Origin of the sequence: Curtobacterium sp. 1310 (genome assembly GCF_017834105.1) — a bacterium.
Lineage (GTDB): Bacteria > Actinomycetota > Actinomycetes > Actinomycetales > Microbacteriaceae > Curtobacterium.
In genome coordinates, this window is sequence record NZ_JAFICY010000002.1 from 698,369 (window position 1) to 719,697 (window position 21,329).

The window sequence follows — 21,329 nt, forward strand, 5'->3', positions numbered from 1 at the left end:
TCGAACGAATCGACCAGGTACGCCCGGATCGACCAGGTACGCCCGGAAGCACCCGAGCCCGCGACGCCCTACTCGGGCAGGACCACGTCCTCGGGGCGGCCGGAGGCTGCCGAGCGACCAGCGGCCTCCATCAACGCCAGGCTCCGCAGGTTGTCCCGGCCGCTCGTCTCGGGAGCCGGGCCGCCCTCGACGGACCGGGCGAAGGCCTGCAGCCCGCCCTGCCGGTCGGTGTGCTCGAGCGTCGGGAGGTCGACGGCCTCGGCCTCGGCGTCCTGGTCGGCCCGCAGCGTCACGCGGTCCCCGGCGATCTCGCTCGGCGACCCGTCGCGGCTCGTGAACCAGATCTCGCCGTCCTCGCCCTGGATGCTCCACTCCCCCGCCCACGCGGTCCGCGGAGCACGCGAGAGCCAGCTGCCGCGGTAGCTCACGACGAGACCGTCCTCGAGCTCGATGATCATCGACGTGACGGCCTCGTCCTGGTACTTGCTGTGGCTCGGGTACGACGCGCGGGCGTACACGCGGACGGCCTCGAGCCCGGTGATCATCCGGAGCAGGTCGAAGTGGTGGATCGCCATGTCGTTGATCATCGGGTGCGGGAACCGGTAGTGCGGGTAGGTCTCGACGGGCTGGTCGTTGTCCCACTGCCGGAAGTCGATGCTGATCGCGGACAGCTCGCCGAGCTCCTTCGCCGCGAGCAGCTCCTTGACCGCACGGGGCGCCGGGTACCAGCGGTAGTTCTGGCTGACCTGCAGCACGAGCCCGAGCTCCTCGGCCCGGCGGACCGCCGTGAGCGCCTCGTCGGTGGAGTTCGCGAACGGCTTCTCGACCAGGACGTGCTTGCCGGCCTCGAGGGCCTCGAGCGCGAGCGGCACGTGCGTGACGGCCGGTGCGGTGATGACGACGGCGTCGGCCTCGACCCCGGCGAGCGCCTGGGTGAGCGAGGCGAAGGCGGCGGATGCCGGCAGGTCGAGGTCCTCGCGCACGGCGTCCAGCGTCGCGGGGACCGGGTCGACGAGCCCGACCACCTCCACTTCGGTGACCTGCGGGATGGCGGTGCGGGCCCAGTTGCCGCCCCACCCTCCGAGACCGACGTGGATGATGCGGACCGTCATGCGTGCACTCCTTCGTGACCGGCGCGCCACGACTCCCGCGGCGCGTGCGTCCAGTCTGTCAGGCCGACGACGAGTGTCGTGCAGCCGCACCCACCGCCCGTGCAGCAGCCTGCGTCAGTGCGTCCAGGCGTAGCCGATGAGGGCCATCGTGACGATGAAGCCCGCCAGGTAGTTGATCCAGAGGAACCGCTTCCACCCCGCGTTCGCCGCCTCGGCCCCGGCGTCGGTGATGTTCCACCACGGCAGGACGTTGAGCGCGTACGGCACGACGACGATCGCCGCGATCGGCCCCGGGAAGTCCGAGAACAGCAGCGCGACGCCGGCCACGAGGTACGCCACGAACGCCAGCCGGACCGTCGCCCGGGCGCCGATCACCGTCGCGACGGAGCCGATGCCGCCGGCCCGGTCGGCCAGCACGTCCTGCACGGCGCCGAACGCGTGCGAGGCCACGCCCCACAGGAAGAACGCGACGCAGACGGCGACGAGTGCCCCGGTCCAGTGCGGGCCGGCGAGCGCCAGCCCGTAGACCGCCGGTGAGACGAAGTGCGTCGACGACGTCAGCGAGTCGAGGAACGGCTTCTCCTTGAAGCGCAGCCCCGGTGCCGAGTACGCGATCACCGCGAAGACGCTGATCGCGAGCACGAGCCACGACCACGGCCCGTTGCCGCTCAGCGCGCCGAGCACCACGAGTGCGACGAGGAACGGGACGTTCGTGACGACGACCGCCCACAGCGTGGTGCGGTGGACGCTCTTGTCCAGCAGCGCGCCCTCGACCCCGCCCTTCCGGGGGTTCCGCAGGTCGGACTCGTAGTCGAAGACGTCGTTGATGCCGTACATGGCCAGGTTGTACGGCACGAGGAAGTACAGGACCCCGACGAGGAACGCGACGAGCGAGAAGCCGCCGCCACCGTCGACGCCGACCCCGCTGCCGAGCAGGTACGCGGCACCGAAGGGGTAGGCGGTGTTCACCCAGCTGATCGGTCGCGACGACACGAACAGGGCGCGCGCGGTCGACGGTCTGGAGGCACTGCTCACGGTCACGGGGTCTCCTCCGGTCGACGGGGTGGCTGGGTCGGCGTTCCGACCGTACCGGTCCCGCGTCCCGCCCCGCGGACGGTGGGGTGCGCGGACGACCGGGCCCGCGGCCGCTCGAGCAGGACCCAGCAGCTCGGCAGCAGCAGGGCGGCACCGAGCGAGTAGGCCAGGTCCTCGACCGGGAACAGCCCGACCCGGGCGCCGGAGACCAGCGCGTCGTCGTACGCGACGATGCCGAGCCCCACGATCACGTTGTTGAAGACGCCGGTCATCAGGAGCAGGACGACGCCGGCCGCCACGGCGCTGACGACACCGCCCACACCGACCCACCGGCGCCCCGCCCGGCCACGACCGGCCCGCCCACGACCGGCCTGTCCGCGACCGGCTCCGCGGCGACGGGCCGACACGACTCCGGCCGCCACGGCGACGAGGGCCGCGAAGGCCAGGAACGGCACCGCGAGCAGGGCGTACGTCGCCGTGCCGGTCACGAGCGTCGCTCCTCGTCGGGCCCGACCCGGGACCCGGCACGGTCGAGCCGCCGGGCCACGACCGGACGCAGGGCACCGAACAGGTCCATCGTCGTCCAGCAGAGCAGCACGAGGAAGAAGACCTCCTCGAGCGGGACCTCGGGCGCGAGCAGCACCCCGGTCAGCAGGTCGCCCTGCCCGATGAAGAAGATGCCGAGGTGCACGCCCGCGACGTCCCACACGAGGAAGAACACGAGCCCGATCACCATCACCGCCGCGGCACGCAGGGGGCTGCGCCAGAAGAACAGCCGGTACCGGGCGTCGAGCACCGCGATGCCGGCGATCGACACCACGAGTCCGGCGAGGTACGCCCCCGGCATCAGCCCGCGGTCCGGGCGGACCCGGCCGTCGACGACCCGGCGGGCCCCGACGACGGTGCCGGCAGTGGCGTCGGCAGCGGTTCGGTCGACGTGTCGCCGTGGATGCGCTTGAGCAGCACCTCGGCGCTGATCAGGCACATCGGCAGGCCGATGCCCGGGGTGGTCGAGGCGCCCGCGTAGTAGAGGCCGTCCACCTTGCGGGAGACGTTCGCCTCGCGGAAGAACGCGCTCTGCGCCAGCGTGTGCGCCGGCCCGAGCATCGAGCCGCTCCACGCGTTGTAGTCGTCGGCGAAGTCCTGCGGGCCGATCGTGCGGCGCACGCGGATGCGGTCGCGCAGGTCGGGCACGCCGGAGCGCTCCGCGATGACGTCGATCGCGCGGTCGGCGATGCGCTCGACCTCGGCGTCGCCGGCACCGTCGATGCCGCCCTTCCCGATGGACAGGTCGGCGGGCAGCGGCACCAGGACGAACAGGTTGCTCGAGCCCTCGGGCGCGACGGTGTCGTCGGTGAGCGAGGGCGCGCAGACGTAGATCGACGCCGGGTCCGGCACGTGTCGGTCCTTGCCGAAGATCGCGCCGAAGTTGGCCTCCCAGTCGGCGGTGAAGACCAGCGTGTGGTGCAGCAGCCCGGGCACGGGACCGTCGACGCCGAGGTAGACGAGGACGGCGCTCGGCCCCGGGTCGCGCTTCCGCCAGTGCGGCTCCGGGTACGTCCGGTGCTCCGCGTCGAGCAGGTGCAGCTCGGTGTGGTGCAGGTCGGCGGCGCTCACCACGAGGTCGGCGGGCACGGTGTGCTCCGCACCGGAGGCATCGCGGTGCACGACGCCCGTCACGTGCCCGTCCTCGACGACGATCCGCTCGACGGTCGCACCCGTGGTGATCTCGGCACCCTCGCGACGGGCGACGCGCTCGACCGCGGCGATGACCTCGGTGATGCCGCCCTTCGGGTAGAGCACCCCGTCGGCCAGGTCGAGGTGGCTCATGAGGTGGTACATGCTCGGCGCGGCGTACGGGCTGGTGCCGAGGAACACCGCCGGGTACCCGAGGACCTGCCAGAGCCGGCGGTCCCGCACGGCCTTCGCGGCGAACGACGACAGCGGCTGCAGCAGGAGCCGGGCGAGCTTCGGCAGACGACGGAGGACGTCCGGGGCGGCGAGCTTCGTCAGGTCCTGGAAGGTCGTGTAGAGGAAGCGACGGACGGCCATCGCGTAGGTGTCCTCGGCGGAGTCGAGGTACTTCCGCAGCCGCGCACCGGCACCGGGCTCGATCGACTCGAAGAGCGCGATGTTCGCCTCGCGGTCCGCGCGCAGGTCGATCGGTTCGTCGTCGCCCTCGCTGTAGACGCGGTAGCCCGGGTCGAGCTGCACGAGGTCCATCTCGGCGTCGGCGGTGGTGCCGAGCAGCCGGAAGAAGTGGTCGAACACCTCGGGCATGAGGTACCAGGACGGCCCGGTGTCGAACCGGAAGCCGTCCCGCTCCCACGACCCGGCGCGGCCGCCGAGCTGGTCGCGCTGCTCGAGCACGGTGACGGCGTAGCCGTCGCGGGCGAGCAGCGCGGCGGACGCGAGTCCGCTGATGCCGCCGCCGACGATCACGGCACGTCGGGCCGGCACCGCGCGCCGCGACGCGGGGGTGGACGGACGGGAGGCACGGGACGGGGTCATGCACGGCCTCCAGACCGGTGGTGGGCTGCGCGGGACGACAGCGGGGCGCGTCCGGCGAGCACGCGCGCGGCGAGCTGCGCCTTCACCGGGTTCGGCACGCGCACGCGCGTCGTCACCAGGCGGTCCGCCGGGCACGCGGCGATCCGGTCGTTGAGCTCCTGGAACAGCGCGTGCGCGAGGCCGACGGCCTTGCGCGCGTCGACGGGGAGCAGCGGCACCGTCAGCGCGGCACGGTCGAGGTCGGCCTGCACGTCGGCGACCAGGCGGTCCTTGGTGGCCTCGTCGAACGTGCGGACGTCGACCCCCGGGAAGTACGAGCGGCCGAGCACCTCGAAGTCGGCGTGCAGGTCGCGCAGGAAGTTCACCTTCTGGAAGGCCGCCCCGAGCGCGCGGGCACCGTCGACGAGCACGGCGTCGTCGAAGGTCGGCCGACCGGCCCGGTACACGAACGCGCGGAGGCACATCAGCCCGACGACCTCGGCGGAGCCGTACACGTACCGGTCGAACGACTCCTGGTCGTGCTCGGTCCGCTCGAGGTCCATGCGCATCGACGCGAAGAACGGCTTCGTGAGCTCCGGCCCGAAGCCCGTCGTGCGGGCGGTGCGGGCGAAGGCGTGCACGACCGGGTTCACCGAGAAGCCCAGTGCCATCGCACGCTCGGTGTCGGCCTCGAGCTCGTCGAGCACGGTGCGCGCCAGGTCGTGGTCGAGTCCGGCCTCGGTCGCGGGACCGTCGACGACCTCGTCGGCCACGCGGACCAGGGCGTACACGTTGCGGATGTGCTCGCGGGTGTCCCGGGTGAGGAGCCGGCTCGCCAGGCCGAACGAGGTCGAGTAGCGCTCGATGACGACCCCGGAGGCAGCCTCGGCCGTCGCGTCGTACAGGGGCAGACGCGGTGGTGCGGTCTGGGTCACCGCACGCGCTCCAGCAGTTCGGACACCAGGTGCTCCAGTCGTTCGGCGAGCTCGTAGGGCAGGGCCGCGAGCTCGGCTCGGGCGAGGGCGGCGTGCTCGGCGATCCGGGACTCGGCCGCCGCCTTCGCGCCGCAGGTCTCCAGGGTCGCACGGAGCTCGGCCGCGCGTTCCTCGCCGAGGTCGGGGTCGCCGAGGTAGGGCGCGATGTCGTCCCAGCAGTCGGTGGTCGCGGCGTAGGCGATGAGCATGGTGCGCTTGCCCTCGCGCAGGTCGCCGAGCACGGACTTCCCGGTCACGGTCTCGTCGCCGTAGACCCCGAGCAGGTCGTCGACGATCTGGTAGGCGATGCCGATCTCGCGACCGAAGGCACCGAGGGCGGCCACGACGGACTCGTCCGCGCCGGCGAGCACGGCACCGGACTGCAGCGGCGCCTCGAACGAGTAGACGCTCGTCTTCGCCCGCTCCATGGCCAGGACCTCGTCGACGGAGGGCATGACGCCCAGCGCGAGGTCGACGTCGGTCATCTCGCCCGCCGCACTCGCGAAGACCGCGTCGTCGAGGATCTCGAGCAGCCGGGCACGACGGTCGTCGACGACACCGGACGCCTCGACGAAGCGTGCGGCGGCGACGAGGGCGAGGTCCCCCGCGATGACGGCGGCGCTCACCCCCCGGTGCTCGGCGGTGGGCAGCGCGAGACCACCGGTGGTGCCGGTGTCGCGGAAGGACCCGGCGACGTTCGGCTCCCCGCGGCGCGACCAGTCGCGGTCGATGACGTCGTCGTGCACGACGAGCGCGGTGTGGAGCAGCTCGTACGCGGCGGCGACGTTCGCGGCGGCGTGGGCGTCCGTGCCGCCGAGCCCGGCGTACGCGGTGAGGACCATGCGGGGGCGGAAGCGCTTGCCGCCCATGCTCGCTCGACGGAGCACCCGCCAGAGTTCCTCGGACGGTCTGCCGAACCGACGCGCACGGGCCGACGACACCGCGAAGAAGCGTTCGATGCAGTCGTCGACCAGTGCGAGGTCGATCTGCGCCACGGTGGCCGCTTCCTCGCTCATTGGCCTAACCTATCGGGGCAGATGAACACTTTCCCGGAATCCGTCGTCCTGCTCGCCGAAGACCGCACTCCCATCGGCACCGCCGAGAAGTTCGCGGTGCACACCGAGGACACCCCGCTCCACCTCGCCTTCTCGTGCCACGTGCGGAACGCCGAGGGCAAGGTCCTCGTGACCCGTCGCGCCCTGTCGAAGAAGACCTGGCCGGGGGTGTGGACGAACACGTTCTGCGGGCACCCCGGACCGGACGAGGCGTTCGAGGACGCCGTCGCCCGCCGTGCCTCCCGCGAGCTCGGCATCACCGTGCGCGACGTCGAGCTCGTGCTGCCCGACTTCCGGTACCGCGCGGTCGACGCCTCGGGCATCGTCGAGAACGAGGTCTGCCCGGTGTTCCGCGCCGTGACCGACGACGTCCCGGCCCCCGCGGACGACGAGGTCGCCGAGTACGCCTGGCTCTCCGAGGACGAGCTGCGGGCATCGGTCGCCGCGGCCCCGTTCGCCTGGAGCCCCTGGCTCGGGTGGCAGCTCACGGAGCTCGAGCAGCAGGGACTGCACGTCACCCGCTGAGCGATCGCTCACTCGACGCACGTCCACCCTCCGGGTGACGTGGCCCGCTGGTCGCGCCCTGGCGACCACGGACGACGAGAAGGGCAGGTGAGGCGCGATGTCGGGTGACCATCCTCGATCGGGCCGGACGACCGCCCCGGTCGTCACCGTGCCCGTTCGCTGACGCACGCTCCGCACCGGCTCGACCGGTGCCCGTGCTCGCCCTGCTCCGTCGCGGAGCATCGCGCCTGCCTGCTCCCGAGCACGAGGAGCACGACATGGCACGCATCGACGACGCCGTCTACGTCGCAGGACGTCGCATCGGCGGTCCCGCGACCCTGTCCCGGGCCACGGAGACCGACCCGGTCACCACCACGGCGACGGCCGCGGACGGCGCGCTCGCCTGGATCGGCCTGCTGCGCCCCGACGACGCCGAGCTCGAGGCCGTCGCCGCCGAGTTCGACCTGCACGAGAACGCCGTCGAGGACGCCCGCAAGGGACACCAGCGCGCCAAGCTCGAGCGGTACGGCGACACGCTCTTCCTGGTGCTCCGACCCGCCTGGCACCGCGCCGACACGAACGAGGTCGAGTTCGGCGAGGTGCACCTCTTCGTCGGTCGGCGGTTCGTGGTGACCGTGCGGCACGCCGAGGAGCCCGACCTCGCCGCCGTCCGCTGCCGGGTCGAGGCCGACCCGGAGTTCCTCGCCACGGGGTCCGAAGCCGTCACCGCCGCCGTGCTCGACGAGATCGTCGACGGCTACGCACCGGTCGTCGGGGTCATCCAGGACCAGGTCGACGCCATCGAGGACCAGCTGTTCGCGGGCCAGGTCGACCCCGGCGTCTCGAAGCGCATCTACCAGCTGCTCAGCGAGGTGCTCGGGTTCCAGCGCGCCACGGCCCCGGTACCGGCGATGGTGCGCGGGCTGCTCCGGGGCGCCGACAAGTACGGCGTCGACGACGAGGTGCAGCACCGCCTGCGCAACGTGCTCGACCACGCCCTCCGCGTGACGGAGCGGGTGGACTCGTTCCGGGCGCTGCTCGAGAACGCCCTCACGCTGCACTCGACCCTCGTGACGCAGGAGCAGAACGAGGCGATGCGGCGGATGACGAGCGCCTCCCTGGCGCAGGGCGAGGAGAGCCGGCAGCTCGCCCGGGCCGCGCACCGCCAGGGCGAGGAGGTCAAGAAGATCTCGTCCTGGGCGGCCATCCTCTTCGCCCCGGGGCTCATCGCCGGCGTCTACGGCATGAACTTCGACCACATGCCGGAGCTGCACTGGCGGTACGGCTACCCGGTCGCGATCGTGGCGATGCTCGCCCTGGCGGGGATCCTGTGGCTGGTGTTCCGGAAGCGCAACTGGCTCTGAGACGGGTACGGCTGGCGTGCAGCGCGGGGACGTGCATAATGATCTGGCTCGGAATGTGAACGTGCACATCGAGGTGCCACGGCCCCGAGCAGGAGAGAGCAACGATGGCGTCACCGCGGACACAGCAACCGCGCTCGCCCAGCATCCGTGACGTCGCGCGGGTCGCCGGCGTCTCGCACCAGACGGTGTCGCGCGTGCTCAACAACTCGGACGCCATCCGCGCCGAGACCAAGGACCGCGTGCTCGCCGCGATGGAGCAGCTGCAGTACCGGCCGAACCGCGCCGCGCGCGCCCTGGTCACCAGTCGGACGCACACCATCGGCGTGCTCACCGCGCAGCGCTCCCACTACGGACCGGCCGCGACGATGCAGGCGATCGAGGACGCCGCCGTCACGCGCGGCTACTCGGTGACGACCGCGAACATCGCGGCGGCCACCGACGAAGCGGTCCGGGACGGCCTCGGGCACCTGCTCGACCAGGACGTCGAGGGGATCATCGTCATCGCGCCGCAGCAGCGCGTGTTCGACCTCATCGAGGAGCTCGGGATGCGGACGCCCTACGTGGCGCTCCGCACGAGCGGCGGGGACGAGCGCTCGACGCTCTTCATCGACCAGATGGAGGGTGCCCGGCTGGCGACCGCGCACCTGCTCGACCTCGGCCACGAGTACGTCCGGCACATCGCCGGGCCGCAGGACTGGATCGAGGCCGAGGCCCGCATGCAGGGGTTCCTGCGCGAGATGTCCGACCGGGACATGCCCGTCGTGCCGCCGATCCTGGGCGACTGGACCGCGGACTTCGGCTACCACGCAGGCCGCGAGCTCCTGCGGTACCGGGACTGCACGGCGATCTTCTGCTCGAACGACGCGATGGCGCTCGGGGTCATGCACGCGGCGCGGTCCTACGGGCTCGACGTCCCGGGTGACCTGTCCGTGGTCGGCTACGACGACATCCCCGAGGCGAAGCACCTCTGGCCGCCGCTGACCACGGTGGAGGTCGACTTCCCCGAGCTCGGTCGGCGCTGCGTCGAACTGCTCCTGCCGTCCGAGGGGCACACGCTCCGCCCGGTCGACCTCGTGCCGCAGCTCGTGGTGCGCGGATCGACGGGCGCACCCCGGCGCCGCTGACGCGACCACGCGTCGGCCTGGAGGCCCGTGGCGACCCCGCCCCGCGCCTCCCGTCCGCCCTGCGTGACGCCCGACCACCCCACCTCGGGGGGCGTCAGGACGCGGATTCCGCCGGATCACGCGGGCCGTTACGAAAACGCGACCGAACCGAATTGACAGCCGCGACGGGGCTGTGCGTAAATTACCTCCGTTCCGCCGATGTGAACGGTCACATGGCCGTCACACCGAGCAGGACACCGGACGCGACAACGAGGTCCACGCAGGCACTCCTGCGCCCCCGATGCCGCACCTCACCACCCGAAGGACTGCCGCACCGCAGCGGCAGAAGGAGATGCACCGTGGCGTCAACCCCACAGGGACCGGACCTGGCCACCAGGTCCGTCACCAGCGCCGAGACCATCCTCGAGATGCGGTCGATCACCAAGGAGTTCCCTGGTGTCAAGGCGCTCTCGGACGTGTCGCTCAGCGTCCGCGCCGGCGAGATCCACGCGATCTGCGGCGAGAACGGCGCCGGCAAGTCCACCCTCATGAAGGTGCTCTCGGGCGTCTACCCGTACGGCACCTACAGCGGCGAGATCGTCTACGAGGGCGACGAGGTCCGCTTCAAGGACATCAAGCAGTCCGAGCAGGCCGGCATCGTCATCATCCACCAGGAGCTCGCGCTCATCCCCGAGCTGTCGATCACCGAGAACCTGTTCCTCGGCAACGAGCCCGGTCGCTTCGGTGTCATCGACTGGACCAGCGCCCAGCTCCGCGCCCAGGACCTGCTCGCCCGCGTCGGCCTCGACGAGGACCCGGACACGCAGATCAAGAACCTCGGTGTCGGCAAGCAGCAGCTCGTCGAGATCGCGAAGGCCCTGCACAAGGACGTCAAGCTCCTCATCCTCGACGAGCCGACCGCGGCCCTGAACGAGAACGACTCGCAGCACCTGCTCGACCTCATCGTCGGGCTGAAGTCCAAGGGCATCGCGAGCATCATCATCAGCCACAAGCTCAACGAGATCGAGCAGATCGCCGACGAGATCACGATCATCCGTGACGGCAAGGCGATCGAGACGCTCAACGTGAAGGGCGACGGCGTCAACGAGGACCGCATCATCCGCGGGATGGTCGGCCGCTCGCTCGAGAGCCGGTTCCCGGACCGAACGCCGAAGATCGGCGAGGTCTTCTTCGAGGTCAAGAACTGGACCGTCCAGCACCCGCAGGACGCCTCGCGCCTGGTCGCGAAGGGCTCGGACTTCCACGTCCGCCGCGGCGAGATCGTCGGCTTCGCGGGCCTGATGGGCGCCGGCCGCACCGAGCTCGCGATGAGCATCTTCGGCCGCTCGTACGGCAACTTCATCGACGGCCAGATCATCAAGGACGGCCGCGAGATCAAGATCGCGAACGTCCAGCAGGCGATCCAGAACGGCCTCGGCTACGTCTCCGAGGACCGCAAGGCCCTCGGTCTGAACCTGCTCGACACGGTGAAGCGCTCCACGGTCGCCGCCGACCTGCCGAAGATCTCGAAGGCCGGTGTCGTCGACTCCCTCGAGGAGTACGACGTCGCCGAGCGCTACCGCAAGATGCTCCGCACCAAGGTGCCGACCGTCGAGGAGAACGTCGGCAAGCTGTCCGGCGGGAACCAGCAGAAGGTCGTCCTGTCCAAGTGGATGTTCACCGACCCGGACCTGCTGATCCTCGACGAGCCCACCCGCGGCATCGACGTCGGCGCGAAGTTCGAGATCTACGGCATCATCCAGCAGCTCGCGGCACAGGGGAAGGGCATCATCCTCATCTCCTCCGAGCTCCCCGAACTCCTCGGCCTCTCCGACCGGATCTACACGATCTTCGAGGGCCAGATCACCGCCGACGTCCCCGCGGACCAGGCCGACCCCGAGACCCTCATGCGCAGCATGACCTCCGCGCGGAAGGGCGCACTGATCTCATGAAGAACCTGAAACTGCTGTTCGGCAAGGGCAACAGCATCGGCCAGTACGGCATGATCATCGCGCTCATCGCGATCCTGATCCTGTTCTCGATCCTGACGAACGGGCTCATCCTCGAGCCGACGAACATCATCAACGTGTTCCTGCAGTACTCCTACATCCTCATCCTGGCGCTGGGGATGGTCATGGTGATCATCGCGGGACACATCGACCTGTCGGTCGGGTCCGTCGCGGCGTTCACCGGCATCATCGTCGCCCAGTCGATGGCGCAGTGGAACTTCCCGGCGTGGGCCGCGATCATCCTCGGCCTCGCCGTGGGTGCAGCCGTCGGTGCCTGGCAGGGCTTCTGGGTGGCGTTCGTGAAGGTCCCGGCCTTCATCGTGACCCTGGCCGGCCAGCTCATCTTCCGCGGTGCGAACCAGATCATCGGCAACTCGACGTCGCAGCCGGTGCCGGACGACTACGCGAAGATCGGTTCGGGCTTCCTGCCCGACTTCGGCCCGGACTTCGGGTTCTCGAACGGCACGCTCATCCTCGGCATCGTCACCTGCCTCGTGCTCGTCTTCCTCGAGTTCCGCGGCCGTCAGCGTCGCAAGAAGATGCAGGCCGAGCTCGTCCCGCTCTGGGTCTCGATCGTCCGCACGGGCATCCTGGTCGCCGTCACCCTCGTCGCGACGTACCTGTTCGCCGCCGGCCCCGCCGGCACGTCGATCCCGATCGTCGCGATCATCCTCGGTGTCCTGACCATCGTCTACGGCTTCCTGACCAAGAACACGATCTTCGGCCGCCAGGTCTACGCGGTCGGTGGCAACGCGAACGCCGCCGTCCTGTCCGGCGTCAGCGCCCGCAAGGTCAACTTCTTCGTCATGATGAACATGTCCGTCCTGGCCGCCGTCGCCGGCATGGTCTTCGTCGGCTACTCGGGTGCCTCGGGCCCCGCGGACGGCACCGGCTGGGAGCTCGACGCGATCGCCGCCGTGTTCGTCGGTGGTGCAGCGGTCGCCGGTGGCATCGGCACGATCTCCGGATCGATCATCGGTGGTCTCGTCATGGCCCTGCTGTCCAACGGTCTGTCGCTGGTGGGCCTCGAGTCCAACCGCGTCCAGATCATCCGCGGTCTCGTCCTGCTCGTCGCCGTCGCCTTCGACGTCTACTCGAAGTCGCAGGGGCGTCCGTCCCTGATCGGCGGGATGTTGAAGCAGTTCCAACGCAAGGACACCGAACAGAACACGGTGGCCGCGCAGCAGCCGCGGACCATCGAGGACCAGCCCGAGAAGGTCAACGTCCAGTAACACGTGGCGGGCGGCCGCTCCGGTGGCCGCCCGCACGATCCCCGCACCACACAGCACCACTCCTCAACGAAGAGAAAGCAATCTCATGCGCAAGAAGCTCATCGCCGGCATCGGCCTGGCACTCGTCGCGGGTCTGGCCCTCAGCGGCTGCTCGGCCCGCGGCAACTCGGACGCCGGCTCGGACTCGTCGGGCGGCGCCTCGAACGTCCAGATCAAGAAGGGCGACCTGATCGGCGTCGCGCTCCCCGCCAAGACCTCGCAGAACTGGGTCCTCGCGGGTGCCGCGTTCGAGAAGTCGATCGAGGACGCCGGCTTCAAGGCCGACATCCAGTACGCCAACGCCGGCAACCCGGTCCCGGACCAGCAGGGCCAGATCCAGTCGATGGTCACCAAGGGCGCGAAGGCGATCATCATCGGTGCCGCCGACGGTTCGCAGCTCGGCACGCAGGTCGCCGCCGCCAAGAAGTCCGGCGCCGTCGTCATCGCCTGGGACCGCAACATCCTGAACACCGACGACGTCGACTACTACGTCGCGTTCAACAACTTCAAGGTCGGCCAGCTGCAGGGCCAGGCCCTGCTCGACGGCATGAAGGCCAAGAAGTCGAGCGGCCCGTACAACATCGAGCTCTTCTCCGGCTCGCCCGACGACGCCAACGCGAAGGTCTTCTTCAACGGCGCCATGGACGTGCTCCAGCCGAAGATCGACGACGGCACCCTCAAGGTCGTCTCGGGTCAGACCTCGTTCTCGAAGACGAACACCCAGGGCTGGCTCGCGCAGAACGCCCAGTCGCGCATGACCGACATCCTGACGAAGTCGTACACGAACACCGAGCTCGACGGTGTCCTGTCGCCGAACGACACCCTGGCCCGCGCCATCCTGACCGCCACCAAGGCTGCTGGTAAGCCGAACCCGGTCGTCACCGGTCAGGACTCCGAGACCGCCTCGATCCCGCTGATCATGCAGGGCGAGCAGTACTCGACCATCTACAAGAACACCACCGAAGAGGCGCAGGCCGCGATCGACCTGGTCTCCGACCTGGCCGACGGCAAGACCCCGAAGACCACCGAGGACAAGAACAACGACAACGGCAAGAAGGTCGTGCCGGCCGTCGAGCTGACCCCGGTCCTGGTCACCAAGGAGAACGCGGTCGAGGCCTACAAGGGCAACGACACCCTCGAGGAGCTCGCCAAGAAGGGCTGATCCCCTCCACGGCAGCACCACAGCACCACAGCACGAGGAAGGCCCCGTCTCGCTCCGGCGAGACGGGGCCTTCCCGCGTCCCGGGACGCCGGCGTCGAGACGCCGGCGTGGCCGCCAGGCGCCGCCACGCCCGCGCGACGCCTCCGGTTCCGGGGGCGTCTCGGTGGTCGCGGTGCGTCTCGCGCAGACGCCCCCGTCTCTCGGGACGGACGGAGCGCCGGACGGGAGGCACGGGGCGCGCCCGCCACGGGCCTCCCGTCCGTCAGCCGGCCGGGTCGGAGGGCTCGCCGTCCGGGTGCGCCGGATCGCCCGGAAGGACGTGGGTCGCACCCGTCGCGCGCAACCGCTCGGCCGCCTCCCGCAGCCGTGGCACGTCGACGCGTGCCGTCCACAGCAGCACCGACGAGGTCACCCCCCGGCGTCGGCCGGTCAACCGGTCCCCCACGCCGGCGAGACGCGCCCACGGGATCTCGGGCTCGGTCGCCGTGAGGACACCGGGCAGGGCCGCGACCACCGTGCCGATCTCGACCAACCGCATCCGGACCGCGTCGAGCACGACGTCCGACGGAGCGGCGTCCGCGACGTAGCGCTCGATCGCCTCGCACGCGCGCACGACCGCGTCGAGCCGTTCGTCCACCTCCGGTCCCGTGGCACCCGTCACAGCGGGACCGCTGCACGGTGCAGGTCCGACCCGGCGCACAGGGCGTCGAGCACCTCGACGTCGACACCGAGCAGCCGCTCCGCCTCGTCCTGGATCCGCATGAGGGTGAAGATGCCGGCACCGGGCTCGAGGTCCACGAGCAGCCCGACGGACTCGGCTCGCCGCCGGGAGCCGGTGGTGCACAGGACGCGGGGTGCGGCACCGCCGTTGCGCTCCACCGCCGCGACCAGGGCGTCGCGCGCGGCCGCGATGCGATCGACCAGGGGAGGCGGAGCGTCCACCGGGAGCAGGTCGACCGATGCCTCGAACCCCGCAGCACGGACGAGCCGCTGCAGTGCCGCGAGCGACGGTTCCCGCCGACCGTTCTCGTACGTGCTGATCACACTCTGCGTGACCCCGGCGCGAGCGGCGAGCTGCACCTGGGTCAGTCCGGCGCGCAGTCGGGCGTCGCGGATGATCTCGGACGCCACCACCGGCTGCGGCGCACGGGTCGGTGCTTCGGCCATGCAGCAACGATACACAGAGTGCGACATTTCGCCGTGCAGTAGTACATCACCGGTCCCGCGGCGGCCTCCGGGCGGGCGTGATCGGCCCCGCCCGCGGTCAGTCGCGCTGCGAGACGTCCGCGCGGTGGAAGTTCAGCGCCGAGCGCGACGGGGTCGGACCACGCTGGCCCTGGTAGCGCGACTGGTACTCGGCAGAGCCGTACGGCTTCTCCGCCGGGCTCGAGAGCTGGAAGAAGCAGAGCTGCCCGATCTTCATGCCCGGCCAGAGCTTGATCGGCAGCGTCGCGACGTTCGACAGCTCGAGCGTGACGTGGCCCGAGAAGCCCGGGTCGATGAAGCCCGCCGTCGAGTGCGTCAGGAGGCCGAGGCGACCGAGCGAGCTCTTGCCCTCGAGGCGTGCCGCGATGTCGTCCGGCAGCGTCACGACCTCGAACGTCGAACCGAGGACGAACTCCCCCGGGTGCAGCACGAACGCCTCGTCCGGGTCGGTCTCGACGAGACGGGTGAGCTCGGGCTGGTCCTCTGCCGGGTCGATGTGCGGGTACTTGTGGTTGTCGAACAGCCGGAAGTACTTGTCGAGGCGGACGTCGATGCTCGACGGCTGCACGAGCGAGGAGTCGTACGGGTCGAGGCCGATCCGCCCCTCGGCGAGCTGGGCGGTGATGTCGCGGTCGGAGAGCAGCACGCAGCAACCCTAGCGGCAGGGTCCGGCCACCGGTATGCTGCGAGGCTGCCCTGCCGGGCGGCGGACGACGGCCGTCCGACCGGCCGACCACAGGGGGCAACGATGGCCGACCACACCGACACGGTCGACGGGCAGCTCGTCGTCGAGGAACTCGTCGTGCCGGCGACGATGGACGACGATCCGGAGCTGGTGCGGGCGTTCTCGGACTGGCTCGCGGTGTCCGATGCCGCCGAGGTCGCGGTGCACGGGCTGCCCGAACTGCCGTGGACCCCGGCCGAGTACCTGCCGATGTGCCACGAGCCGGGATCGCCGAGCCGCCTGTTCGTCGTGCGCGACGACACCGGCGACGTCGTGGCCGCGGGCTCGTACGACTCGAAGACCGAGCCGGGCACGACGAACTGCTGGCTGTCGGTGGGTGTCCGCCCCGACCGACAACGCCGGGGGTTCGGCACGCTGCTCGCCGACCACCTCGAGCAGCTCGCCCGGACCGAGGGCCGCACGCAGTGGAAGACGTACGCGGTCTCGCGGCAGGTCGGTCCCGGCGACGGGCCCGGGTACCGCCAGGCCCCGACGGGCTCCGGCGCCGTCCCCGAGGACGAGGCGGCGGTGCGCTTCCTGACCGGACGCGGCTGGCGCTTCGGGCAGGTGAACCGCATCAGTCGGCTCGGGCTCCCCGCCGACGTCTCCGTCGTCCGGGAGCTGCACGACCGCGCCGCGACGGCGGCCGGTCCCGGCTACCGAGTGCACACGTGGACCGGCGCCACCCCCGAGCGGTGGCTCGACGACCTCGCGTTGCTGCACACCCGGATGAGCACCGACGCGCCGGAGGGCGACATGCAGGAGCCCGAGGACGTCTGGACCGCCGACCGCGTCCGGGAGTCCGAAGAGCAGCTCGCGAGCGGGCCGCACACCATGCTGACCGTCGCCGTCGAACACGTCGAGAGCACCACCCTGGCCGGTTTCAGTCAGCTCAAGGTGCCGGACGATCCCAATCGGGCCGTGATGCAGTGGGACACGCTCGTGCTCCGCGAGCACCGCGGGCACCGACTCGGACGGCTCCTCAAGGTGGTCGGGATCGAGACCGTCGAGCGGGACTTCCCGGGCCGGCCGTCGATCGTCACCTCCAACGCCGAGGAGAACCGGCCGATGCTCGACGTCAACGAGGCGGTCGGGTTCGTCGGGGTCGGCAGCGAGGGCATCTGGGAGCACCGCGACTGACGGCCCATCGAACGTCGGGAGTCGGGAGCGGGACGGTCCCGGACTGGGACCGGGGTGTCAGGCGGGCGACCTACCATTGGACGGTCATGACCGTCACGTCAGCCGCCACGCAGCCCGGGGACACGGCACCCGACCCCGCCCCCACCACCGCGCGATCCACCACCGTCGCGACGGTCCTGGTCATCGCGATCCCCCTCGCCGTGGCGTGCGCCGTGCTCGGCATGACCGTGACCGGCGCCTTCACCGCGTCGCAGCAGCTCGTCTCCGCCGGTGACCTGGTCGAGTACGGCCTGCCGGTCGCCCGCGTGGTGCACGACACGACCGCCGCGCTGGCCATCGGCCTGCTCATCGTCGCCGCGTTCGCGCTGCCCGCGAAGAAGACGGACCACGGTGCGATGTCGAGCGTGCAGCACCGAGCCGCCCGGTGGGGTGCCGCAGCCGGTGCCGTGTGGTTCCTGGCGGCCGTCGTCGGCATCGTGCTGACCGGCGCCAACACCCTGGGCGTCCCGCTCACCAGCCCGGTGTTCGCCCGCAACTTCCTGCTCTTCGCGTTCCAGGTCGAGATCGGCCAGTCACTCGTCGTCTCCGCCGCGGCGATCCTCGTCGCGACGCTCGTCGCCGCGTTCGCCACCCGGGTCACCACGCTCGCGGTCGCCACCGTCGCCGCGCTCTTCGCGCTGCTGCCCCTCGCACTCTCCGGGCACGCCGCGGGCGCCCTCGAGCACGCGAACGCGGTGAACTCGCTCGCCGTGCACCTGGTCGCCGTGTGCGTCTGGGCGGGCGGGCTCGTCGCCGTGCTGCTGCTCCGCACGCGGACGAAGGGCGCCACCGGCCGGGTCGTCGCCCGCTACTCGACGCTCGCGGGCTGGGCCTTCGCCGCGGTGGCCTTCTCGGGCATCGTCAACGCCTCGCTCCGCCTGACCGGCCCCGCCGACCTCGTCACGACGACCTACGGCTGGCTCATCACGGTCAAGGCCGTCATCCTCGTGCTGCTCGGGCTCGCCGGGGTCGCTCAACGCCGGAAGCTCGTGCCGGGTCTTCTCCGTGCGCCGCTCGACCGGAAGCTCTTCGTGCGGTTCGCCCTGGCCGAGGTCGTCTTCATGGCCGTCGCGATCGGCGTCTCGGTCGCCGTGTCCCGCTCGCAGCCGCCGATCCCGCAGACGCCGGAGACCGGGCAGGACACCCGCTCCGGCCTGCTCGGGTACACGTACCCGCCGGCGCAGACCGTGCAGACCTACCTGACGCAGTGGCACATCGACTGGGTGTACCTGGCGATCGCCGTCGTCGGTGCCGGCTGGTACCTCCTGTCGGTGCGGAAGCTCAAGCAGCGCGGCGACTCGTGGCCGGTCGGCCGGACCATCGCGTGGTTGCTCGGCTGCTCGCTGTTCATCTGGACCACCTCGGCCGGGCCGGCGGTCTACGGCATGGTGCACTTCTCGTCGCACATGCTTCAGCACATGCTGCTCATGATGTTCGTGCCGCTGCCGCTCGTGCTCGGCGGGCCGGTGCTCCTGGCGCTGCGGACCCTGCCGGTGCGGAACGACGGGTCGCGCGGCGCTCGCGAGTGGCTCATGCTCTTCACGCACTCGCGGTGGATGCAGTTCCTCGCGCAGCCCGCCGTCGCCGGTGTCATCTTCGCCGGGTCGCTCGTGGTGTTCTACTTCACCCCCGCGTTCCAGTACGCGATGCAGTCGCACGAGTGGCACGTCGTGATGGTCGTGCACTTCGTCTTCAGCGGGTACCTGTTCTTCTGGGTCTTCGTCGGCGTCGACCCGGGTCCGAAGCGCCCGCAGTACCCGATCCTCATCATCGCGCTGCTGGCGACCCTGGCCTTCCACGCCTTCTTCGGCGTCGCGGTGATGACCTCGCAGTCCGTCTTCGCGGCCGACTGGTTCCACGCCCTCGGCCAGACCGACGACCGGGCACTGCTCGCCGACCAGCACACGGGCGGTGGCATCGCCTGGGGCGCGTCCGAGCTGCCGATGGTGTTCGTCGCGCTGCTCGTGGTGCGCAACTGGGTGCGGACGGACAAGCGGGACGCCAAGCGCCTCGACCGCAAGGCGGAGCGCGACGGCGACGCGGACCTCAAGGCCTACAACGAGCGGCTCGCCGCCATGAGCAAGCGGGACTGACGCCGATCCCCCGGGCCCCGGGCGGGGTCCGGGCCCTGCGTCCGGTCAGTCGCCGTGGACGATGCAGACGGCGTCGAGCTCCATCGACGCCTCGAGCGCAGCGGTCACACCCGGCTCGCCCTCCGGGCCGAACGGCGTCACCGTGTCCACCCACCACAGCGGCGCGGACAGCGTCGGGGCGTCCGGCAGGATCCGCGCGACCTCGTCGATCGAGTCGACTCGTCGGACACCGAGCACCGTGATCACCGGGTGCGTCGCGTCGCGGCAGACCTGCAGCACCGGACCGTCGTCGAGAGCTCGGACGCCCCACGACTCGTCGTGCAGCAGCAGCGCCTCGGCGACGTCGCGGGTCTCCACCGGTCCACGGCAGAGGAGTGTCACGTCACGCGGCACCATGACCGCCCGTGCTCCGTCCGGAGGTGGCGTGCGACCCACGGTCGTGGCCGTCCAGCGCGCCCTCGTCGTGTGCGGGGTCGAGCGGAGCACCACCGACGAGCTGCAGGAAGCGGTCCTCGTCGATGCGGTCGAGGAACGACTCGAGCGCCTCCCACCCGTCGTCGAAGCGCACGACCAGTCCGCCGCCGCCGAAGCCCGAGGTCGACGTGCGCGGTGGCGGCCACTCGCCGGCACGGTCGAGGAACTCCGCCGCCTCCGGGCCGACGACGACGGCCAGCGGGGTCGGTTCCTCGTGCGCCACGGCGCGGACCAGGTGGTCGGCGTCCCCGCGGCGCTGCATCACGACACCGAACACCGGCTCGACCTGGTCGGCGACGCGGTGCACCGCGTCCAGGAGCCGCGACGCGAGGGCCGGGTCGGCACCGTGCTCGGGGATCGTCAGCACCGCGGACATCGTCTCGACGACCACGCCGTCGAGCAGGTGCGCGGTCATGGTCGCCGAGAACCCCTCGCCGTGCGCGTACGAGGTCGAGACCTCCGGGGCCTCGTGCTTGGCGTACTGCGTGACGACCCAGCGGTCCCACGGCACCGTGAGCGGCTCACTGGTGCCCCAGTGCGTCGGACAGGTGCCGACGGTCTCGCACAGGGCCTCGATCGCGGTCCCCATGTCGACCGACCGACCGGCGTGGTGGCGCAGGGTCAGGTCGATGCTGATCTGGCGCACCGAGTCGTGCGATGCGAGGTGTCCTGGCGCCGGCGGACCGACGAGTTCCGGCCCGCGGCGGACGAAGTCCTCGATGCCCGCGGCGGCGACGCCGGTGCGGCCGTCCCGCATGCTGCCGTCGGGACCGTCCACGGCCCATGCTGCCTGGTGCACGCCCAGCGCGTGCCGCAGGGCGGGGGTGACGGATGCCTCCTGGCCGGTGCGGAGCACGACCGTGCGGCCGGACTCGGACGCACGACGGAGCAGCGAGGCGAGCGACTCCGTCAACCACACGACCGGCGATGCAGAGCGGACCACGATGGCGGGGCCGACCACGTCGTCGATGAGGGGATGCCTGACCATCCGGGTCCTCCTCCGGTAGGGCGTCGGAACCCCCTGGACGGTACACACGCCGACGACACGTGTCCGTCGGCCAGGGGACCTCACAGGGGAGACACGGCGACCGGGCCGGACCGACCGGGAGGCCCGGCCCACCGCCGCCACGGACCGTGCGGCGCGCAATCGGCTGGCGTCCAGCGGAGAATCCGCTAGGCTTGTTGCGTCCCGTCCGGCGGGATGCGCGAGTGTAGTTCAATGGTAGAACTCCAGCTTCCCAAGCTGGTAGCGCGGGTTCGATTCCCGTCACTCGCTCCACTGCTCCTCCTGATGCCCGTTGTCGCTTCTCAACCCAGGTGAGACTCCTCGCTAAGTAGTTGAGACTCCAGGCTCTCAAGCTGGCACGAAGCCGGGATCGCAGAACCTGGACAGCGCAGCTCCGCCTCTACTCTGGCACGCTCTCGTTTCGCTCGGAGATCACGATCGTCGTCCATGGTGGAGGCTCCGAGAGCACCAAGCGCAACCGCGAACCTCGGCGGTGCCGTCGTCGCGTAGTAGAGGGCGAGGAACGCCGTGAGTGCGTTCCCCCCCTTACATGGACGAGGATGGGAGG

At 70.9% G+C, this 21,329-nt stretch carries 20 protein-coding genes and 1 tRNA gene; 9 read left to right on the forward strand and 12 right to left on the reverse strand.

The genetic code is table 11. The annotated features are described in order from the left end of the window. Window positions 1-68 precede the first annotated feature (68 nt). The 7 genes from JOD95_RS07295 to JOD95_RS07325 all read right to left on the reverse strand — a co-directional run bounded on the left by JOD95_RS07295 (window position 69) and on the right by JOD95_RS07325 (window position 6,627). Complete coding sequence (locus JOD95_RS07295; RefSeq protein WP_209684176.1) at window positions 69-1,112, reverse strand: Gfo/Idh/MocA family protein; 1,044 nt, start codon at window positions 1,110-1,112, stop codon at window positions 69-71. A gap of 114 nt (window positions 1,113-1,226) precedes the next feature. Next, window positions 1,227-2,153 (reverse strand): prenyltransferase, encoded by a 927-nt coding sequence (locus tag JOD95_RS07300; protein ID WP_209684178.1) that lies wholly within the window; start codon window positions 2,151-2,153, stop codon window positions 1,227-1,229. Continuing rightward, on the reverse strand, window positions 2,150-2,635 hold the full coding sequence (locus JOD95_RS07305; protein WP_209684180.1) for a lycopene cyclase domain-containing protein: 486 nt from the start codon (window positions 2,633-2,635) through the stop codon (window positions 2,150-2,152). The genes JOD95_RS07300 and JOD95_RS07305 overlap by 4 nt, the downstream gene beginning before the upstream one ends. Continuing rightward, window positions 2,632-2,994 (reverse strand): lycopene cyclase domain-containing protein, encoded by a 363-nt coding sequence (locus JOD95_RS07310; protein WP_209684182.1) that lies wholly within the window; start codon window positions 2,992-2,994, stop codon window positions 2,632-2,634. The genes JOD95_RS07305 and JOD95_RS07310 overlap by 4 nt, the downstream gene beginning before the upstream one ends. Then, window positions 2,994-4,658, reverse strand: a complete 1,665-nt coding sequence (crtI, locus tag JOD95_RS07315) for a phytoene desaturase family protein (protein ID WP_209684184.1) — start codon at window positions 4,656-4,658, stop codon at window positions 2,994-2,996. Before crtI ends, JOD95_RS07310 begins: the two co-directional genes overlap by 1 nt. Beyond that, entirely contained in the window at window positions 4,655-5,572 is a 918-nt protein-coding gene (locus JOD95_RS07320; protein WP_209684186.1) for a phytoene/squalene synthase family protein, read from the reverse strand. Before JOD95_RS07320 ends, crtI begins: the two co-directional genes overlap by 4 nt. Further along, window positions 5,569-6,627 (reverse strand): polyprenyl synthetase family protein, encoded by a 1,059-nt coding sequence (locus tag JOD95_RS07325; protein WP_066651867.1) that lies wholly within the window; start codon window positions 6,625-6,627, stop codon window positions 5,569-5,571. Before JOD95_RS07325 ends, JOD95_RS07320 begins: the two co-directional genes overlap by 4 nt. Window positions 6,628-6,648: 21 nt before the next feature. Between JOD95_RS07325 and idi the strand changes: the two genes are divergently transcribed. The 6 genes from idi (at window position 6,649) to JOD95_RS07355 (ending at window position 14,079) form a co-directional block, all read left to right on the forward strand. Then, window positions 6,649-7,191: an isopentenyl-diphosphate Delta-isomerase gene (gene idi / locus JOD95_RS07330; protein ID WP_209684188.1), complete on the forward strand. Its 543-nt coding sequence runs from the start codon at window positions 6,649-6,651 to the stop codon at window positions 7,189-7,191. 257 nt (window positions 7,192-7,448) lie between these two features. After that, window positions 7,449-8,534, forward strand: coding sequence for a magnesium and cobalt transport protein CorA (locus JOD95_RS07335; protein WP_209684189.1), 1,086 nt, complete (start codon window positions 7,449-7,451; stop codon window positions 8,532-8,534). A 104-nt stretch (window positions 8,535-8,638) separates the two neighbouring features. Then, a complete protein-coding gene (locus JOD95_RS07340; RefSeq protein WP_066651865.1) occupies window positions 8,639-9,658 on the forward strand; it encodes a LacI family DNA-binding transcriptional regulator in 1,020 nt (339 codons plus the stop codon). Between the two features lie 407 nt (window positions 9,659-10,065). Next, window positions 10,066-11,589, forward strand: a complete 1,524-nt coding sequence (gene mmsA / locus JOD95_RS07345) for a multiple monosaccharide ABC transporter ATP-binding protein (protein WP_209684489.1) — start codon at window positions 10,066-10,068, stop codon at window positions 11,587-11,589. Then, entirely contained in the window at window positions 11,586-12,878 is a 1,293-nt protein-coding gene (gene mmsB, locus JOD95_RS07350; RefSeq protein WP_209684191.1) for a multiple monosaccharide ABC transporter permease, read from the forward strand. Before mmsA ends, mmsB begins: the two co-directional genes overlap by 4 nt. Window positions 12,879-12,963: 85 nt before the next feature. After that, window positions 12,964-14,079, forward strand: a complete 1,116-nt coding sequence (locus JOD95_RS07355; protein ID WP_066651861.1) for a sugar-binding protein — start codon at window positions 12,964-12,966, stop codon at window positions 14,077-14,079. Window positions 14,080-14,341: 262 nt separating this feature from the next. Here JOD95_RS07355 and JOD95_RS07360 read toward each other — a convergent pair whose 3' ends face one another. The 3 genes from JOD95_RS07360 to dcd all read right to left on the reverse strand — a co-directional run bounded on the left by JOD95_RS07360 (window position 14,342) and on the right by dcd (window position 15,931). Further along, on the reverse strand, window positions 14,342-14,740 hold the full coding sequence (locus JOD95_RS07360; RefSeq protein WP_209684192.1) for a DUF86 domain-containing protein: 399 nt from the start codon (window positions 14,738-14,740) through the stop codon (window positions 14,342-14,344). Continuing rightward, the gene (locus JOD95_RS07365) at window positions 14,737-15,246 is read right to left on the reverse strand and encodes an XRE family transcriptional regulator (RefSeq protein ID WP_066651859.1); all 510 of its coding nucleotides are present in this window, start codon (window positions 15,244-15,246) and stop codon (window positions 14,737-14,739) included. Before JOD95_RS07365 ends, JOD95_RS07360 begins: the two co-directional genes overlap by 4 nt. 97 nt (window positions 15,247-15,343) lie before the next feature. After that, window positions 15,344-15,931: a dCTP deaminase gene (dcd, locus tag JOD95_RS07370; RefSeq protein ID WP_209684193.1), complete on the reverse strand. Its 588-nt coding sequence runs from the start codon at window positions 15,929-15,931 to the stop codon at window positions 15,344-15,346. Between the two features lie 102 nt (window positions 15,932-16,033). Here dcd and JOD95_RS07375 point away from each other — a divergent pair, with 102 nt between their 5' ends. Together JOD95_RS07375 and JOD95_RS07380 are read left to right on the forward strand one after the other, a co-directional pair. Continuing rightward, window positions 16,034-17,149, forward strand: coding sequence for a GNAT family N-acetyltransferase (locus JOD95_RS07375; protein WP_209684194.1), 1,116 nt, complete (start codon window positions 16,034-16,036; stop codon window positions 17,147-17,149). A gap of 86 nt (window positions 17,150-17,235) precedes the next feature. Beyond that, the gene (locus tag JOD95_RS07380) at window positions 17,236-19,281 is read left to right on the forward strand and encodes a cytochrome c oxidase assembly protein (RefSeq protein WP_209684195.1); all 2,046 of its coding nucleotides are present in this window, start codon (window positions 17,236-17,238) and stop codon (window positions 19,279-19,281) included. Window positions 19,282-19,326: 45 nt separating this feature from the next. Here JOD95_RS07380 and JOD95_RS07385 read toward each other — a convergent pair whose 3' ends face one another. Further along, the gene (locus tag JOD95_RS07385; protein ID WP_209684196.1) at window positions 19,327-19,638 is read right to left on the reverse strand and encodes a hypothetical protein; all 312 of its coding nucleotides are present in this window, start codon (window positions 19,636-19,638) and stop codon (window positions 19,327-19,329) included. A gap of 25 nt (window positions 19,639-19,663) precedes the next feature. Further along, a complete protein-coding gene (locus tag JOD95_RS07390) occupies window positions 19,664-20,743 on the reverse strand; it encodes a DUF6177 family protein (protein WP_209684197.1) in 1,080 nt (359 codons plus the stop codon). Between the two features lie 217 nt (window positions 20,744-20,960). On the opposite strand from JOD95_RS07390, the gene JOD95_RS07395 reads away from it, so the two are divergent. Next, window positions 20,961-21,034 (forward strand) — tRNA-Gly (locus tag JOD95_RS07395). Window positions 21,035-21,329: the final 295 nt, after the last annotated feature.

What these genes read in the sequence shown, in the direction of transcription:
- JOD95_RS07295 (WP_209684176.1), bottom strand. Translation starts at nt 1,112, where the DNA reads ATGACGGTCCGCATCATCCACGTCGGTCTCGGAGGGTGGGGCGGCAAC.
- JOD95_RS07310 (WP_209684182.1), bottom strand. Translation starts at nt 2,994, where the DNA reads ATGCCGGGGGCGTACCTCGCCGGACTCGTGGTGTCGATCGCCGGCATC.
- crtI (WP_209684184.1), bottom strand. Translation starts at nt 4,658, where the DNA reads ATGACCCCGTCCCGTGCCTCCCGTCCGTCCACCCCCGCGTCGCGGCGC.
- JOD95_RS07325 (WP_066651867.1), bottom strand. Translation starts at nt 6,627, where the DNA reads ATGAGCGAGGAAGCGGCCACCGTGGCGCAGATCGACCTCGCACTGGTC.
- idi (WP_209684188.1), top strand. Translation starts at nt 6,649, where the DNA reads ATGAACACTTTCCCGGAATCCGTCGTCCTGCTCGCCGAAGACCGCACT.
- JOD95_RS07335 (WP_209684189.1), top strand. Translation starts at nt 7,449, where the DNA reads ATGGCACGCATCGACGACGCCGTCTACGTCGCAGGACGTCGCATCGGC.
- JOD95_RS07340 (WP_066651865.1), top strand. Translation starts at nt 8,639, where the DNA reads ATGGCGTCACCGCGGACACAGCAACCGCGCTCGCCCAGCATCCGTGAC.
- mmsA (WP_209684489.1), top strand. Translation starts at nt 10,066, where the DNA reads ATGCGGTCGATCACCAAGGAGTTCCCTGGTGTCAAGGCGCTCTCGGAC.
- mmsB (WP_209684191.1), top strand. Translation starts at nt 11,586, where the DNA reads ATGAAGAACCTGAAACTGCTGTTCGGCAAGGGCAACAGCATCGGCCAG.
- JOD95_RS07355 (WP_066651861.1), top strand. Translation starts at nt 12,964, where the DNA reads ATGCGCAAGAAGCTCATCGCCGGCATCGGCCTGGCACTCGTCGCGGGT.
- JOD95_RS07365 (WP_066651859.1), bottom strand. Translation starts at nt 15,246, where the DNA reads ATGGCCGAAGCACCGACCCGTGCGCCGCAGCCGGTGGTGGCGTCCGAG.
- JOD95_RS07375 (WP_209684194.1), top strand. Translation starts at nt 16,034, where the DNA reads ATGGCCGACCACACCGACACGGTCGACGGGCAGCTCGTCGTCGAGGAA.
- JOD95_RS07380 (WP_209684195.1), top strand. Translation starts at nt 17,236, where the DNA reads ATGACCGTCACGTCAGCCGCCACGCAGCCCGGGGACACGGCACCCGAC.
- JOD95_RS07390 (WP_209684197.1), bottom strand. Translation starts at nt 20,743, where the DNA reads ATGGTCAGGCATCCCCTCATCGACGACGTGGTCGGCCCCGCCATCGTG.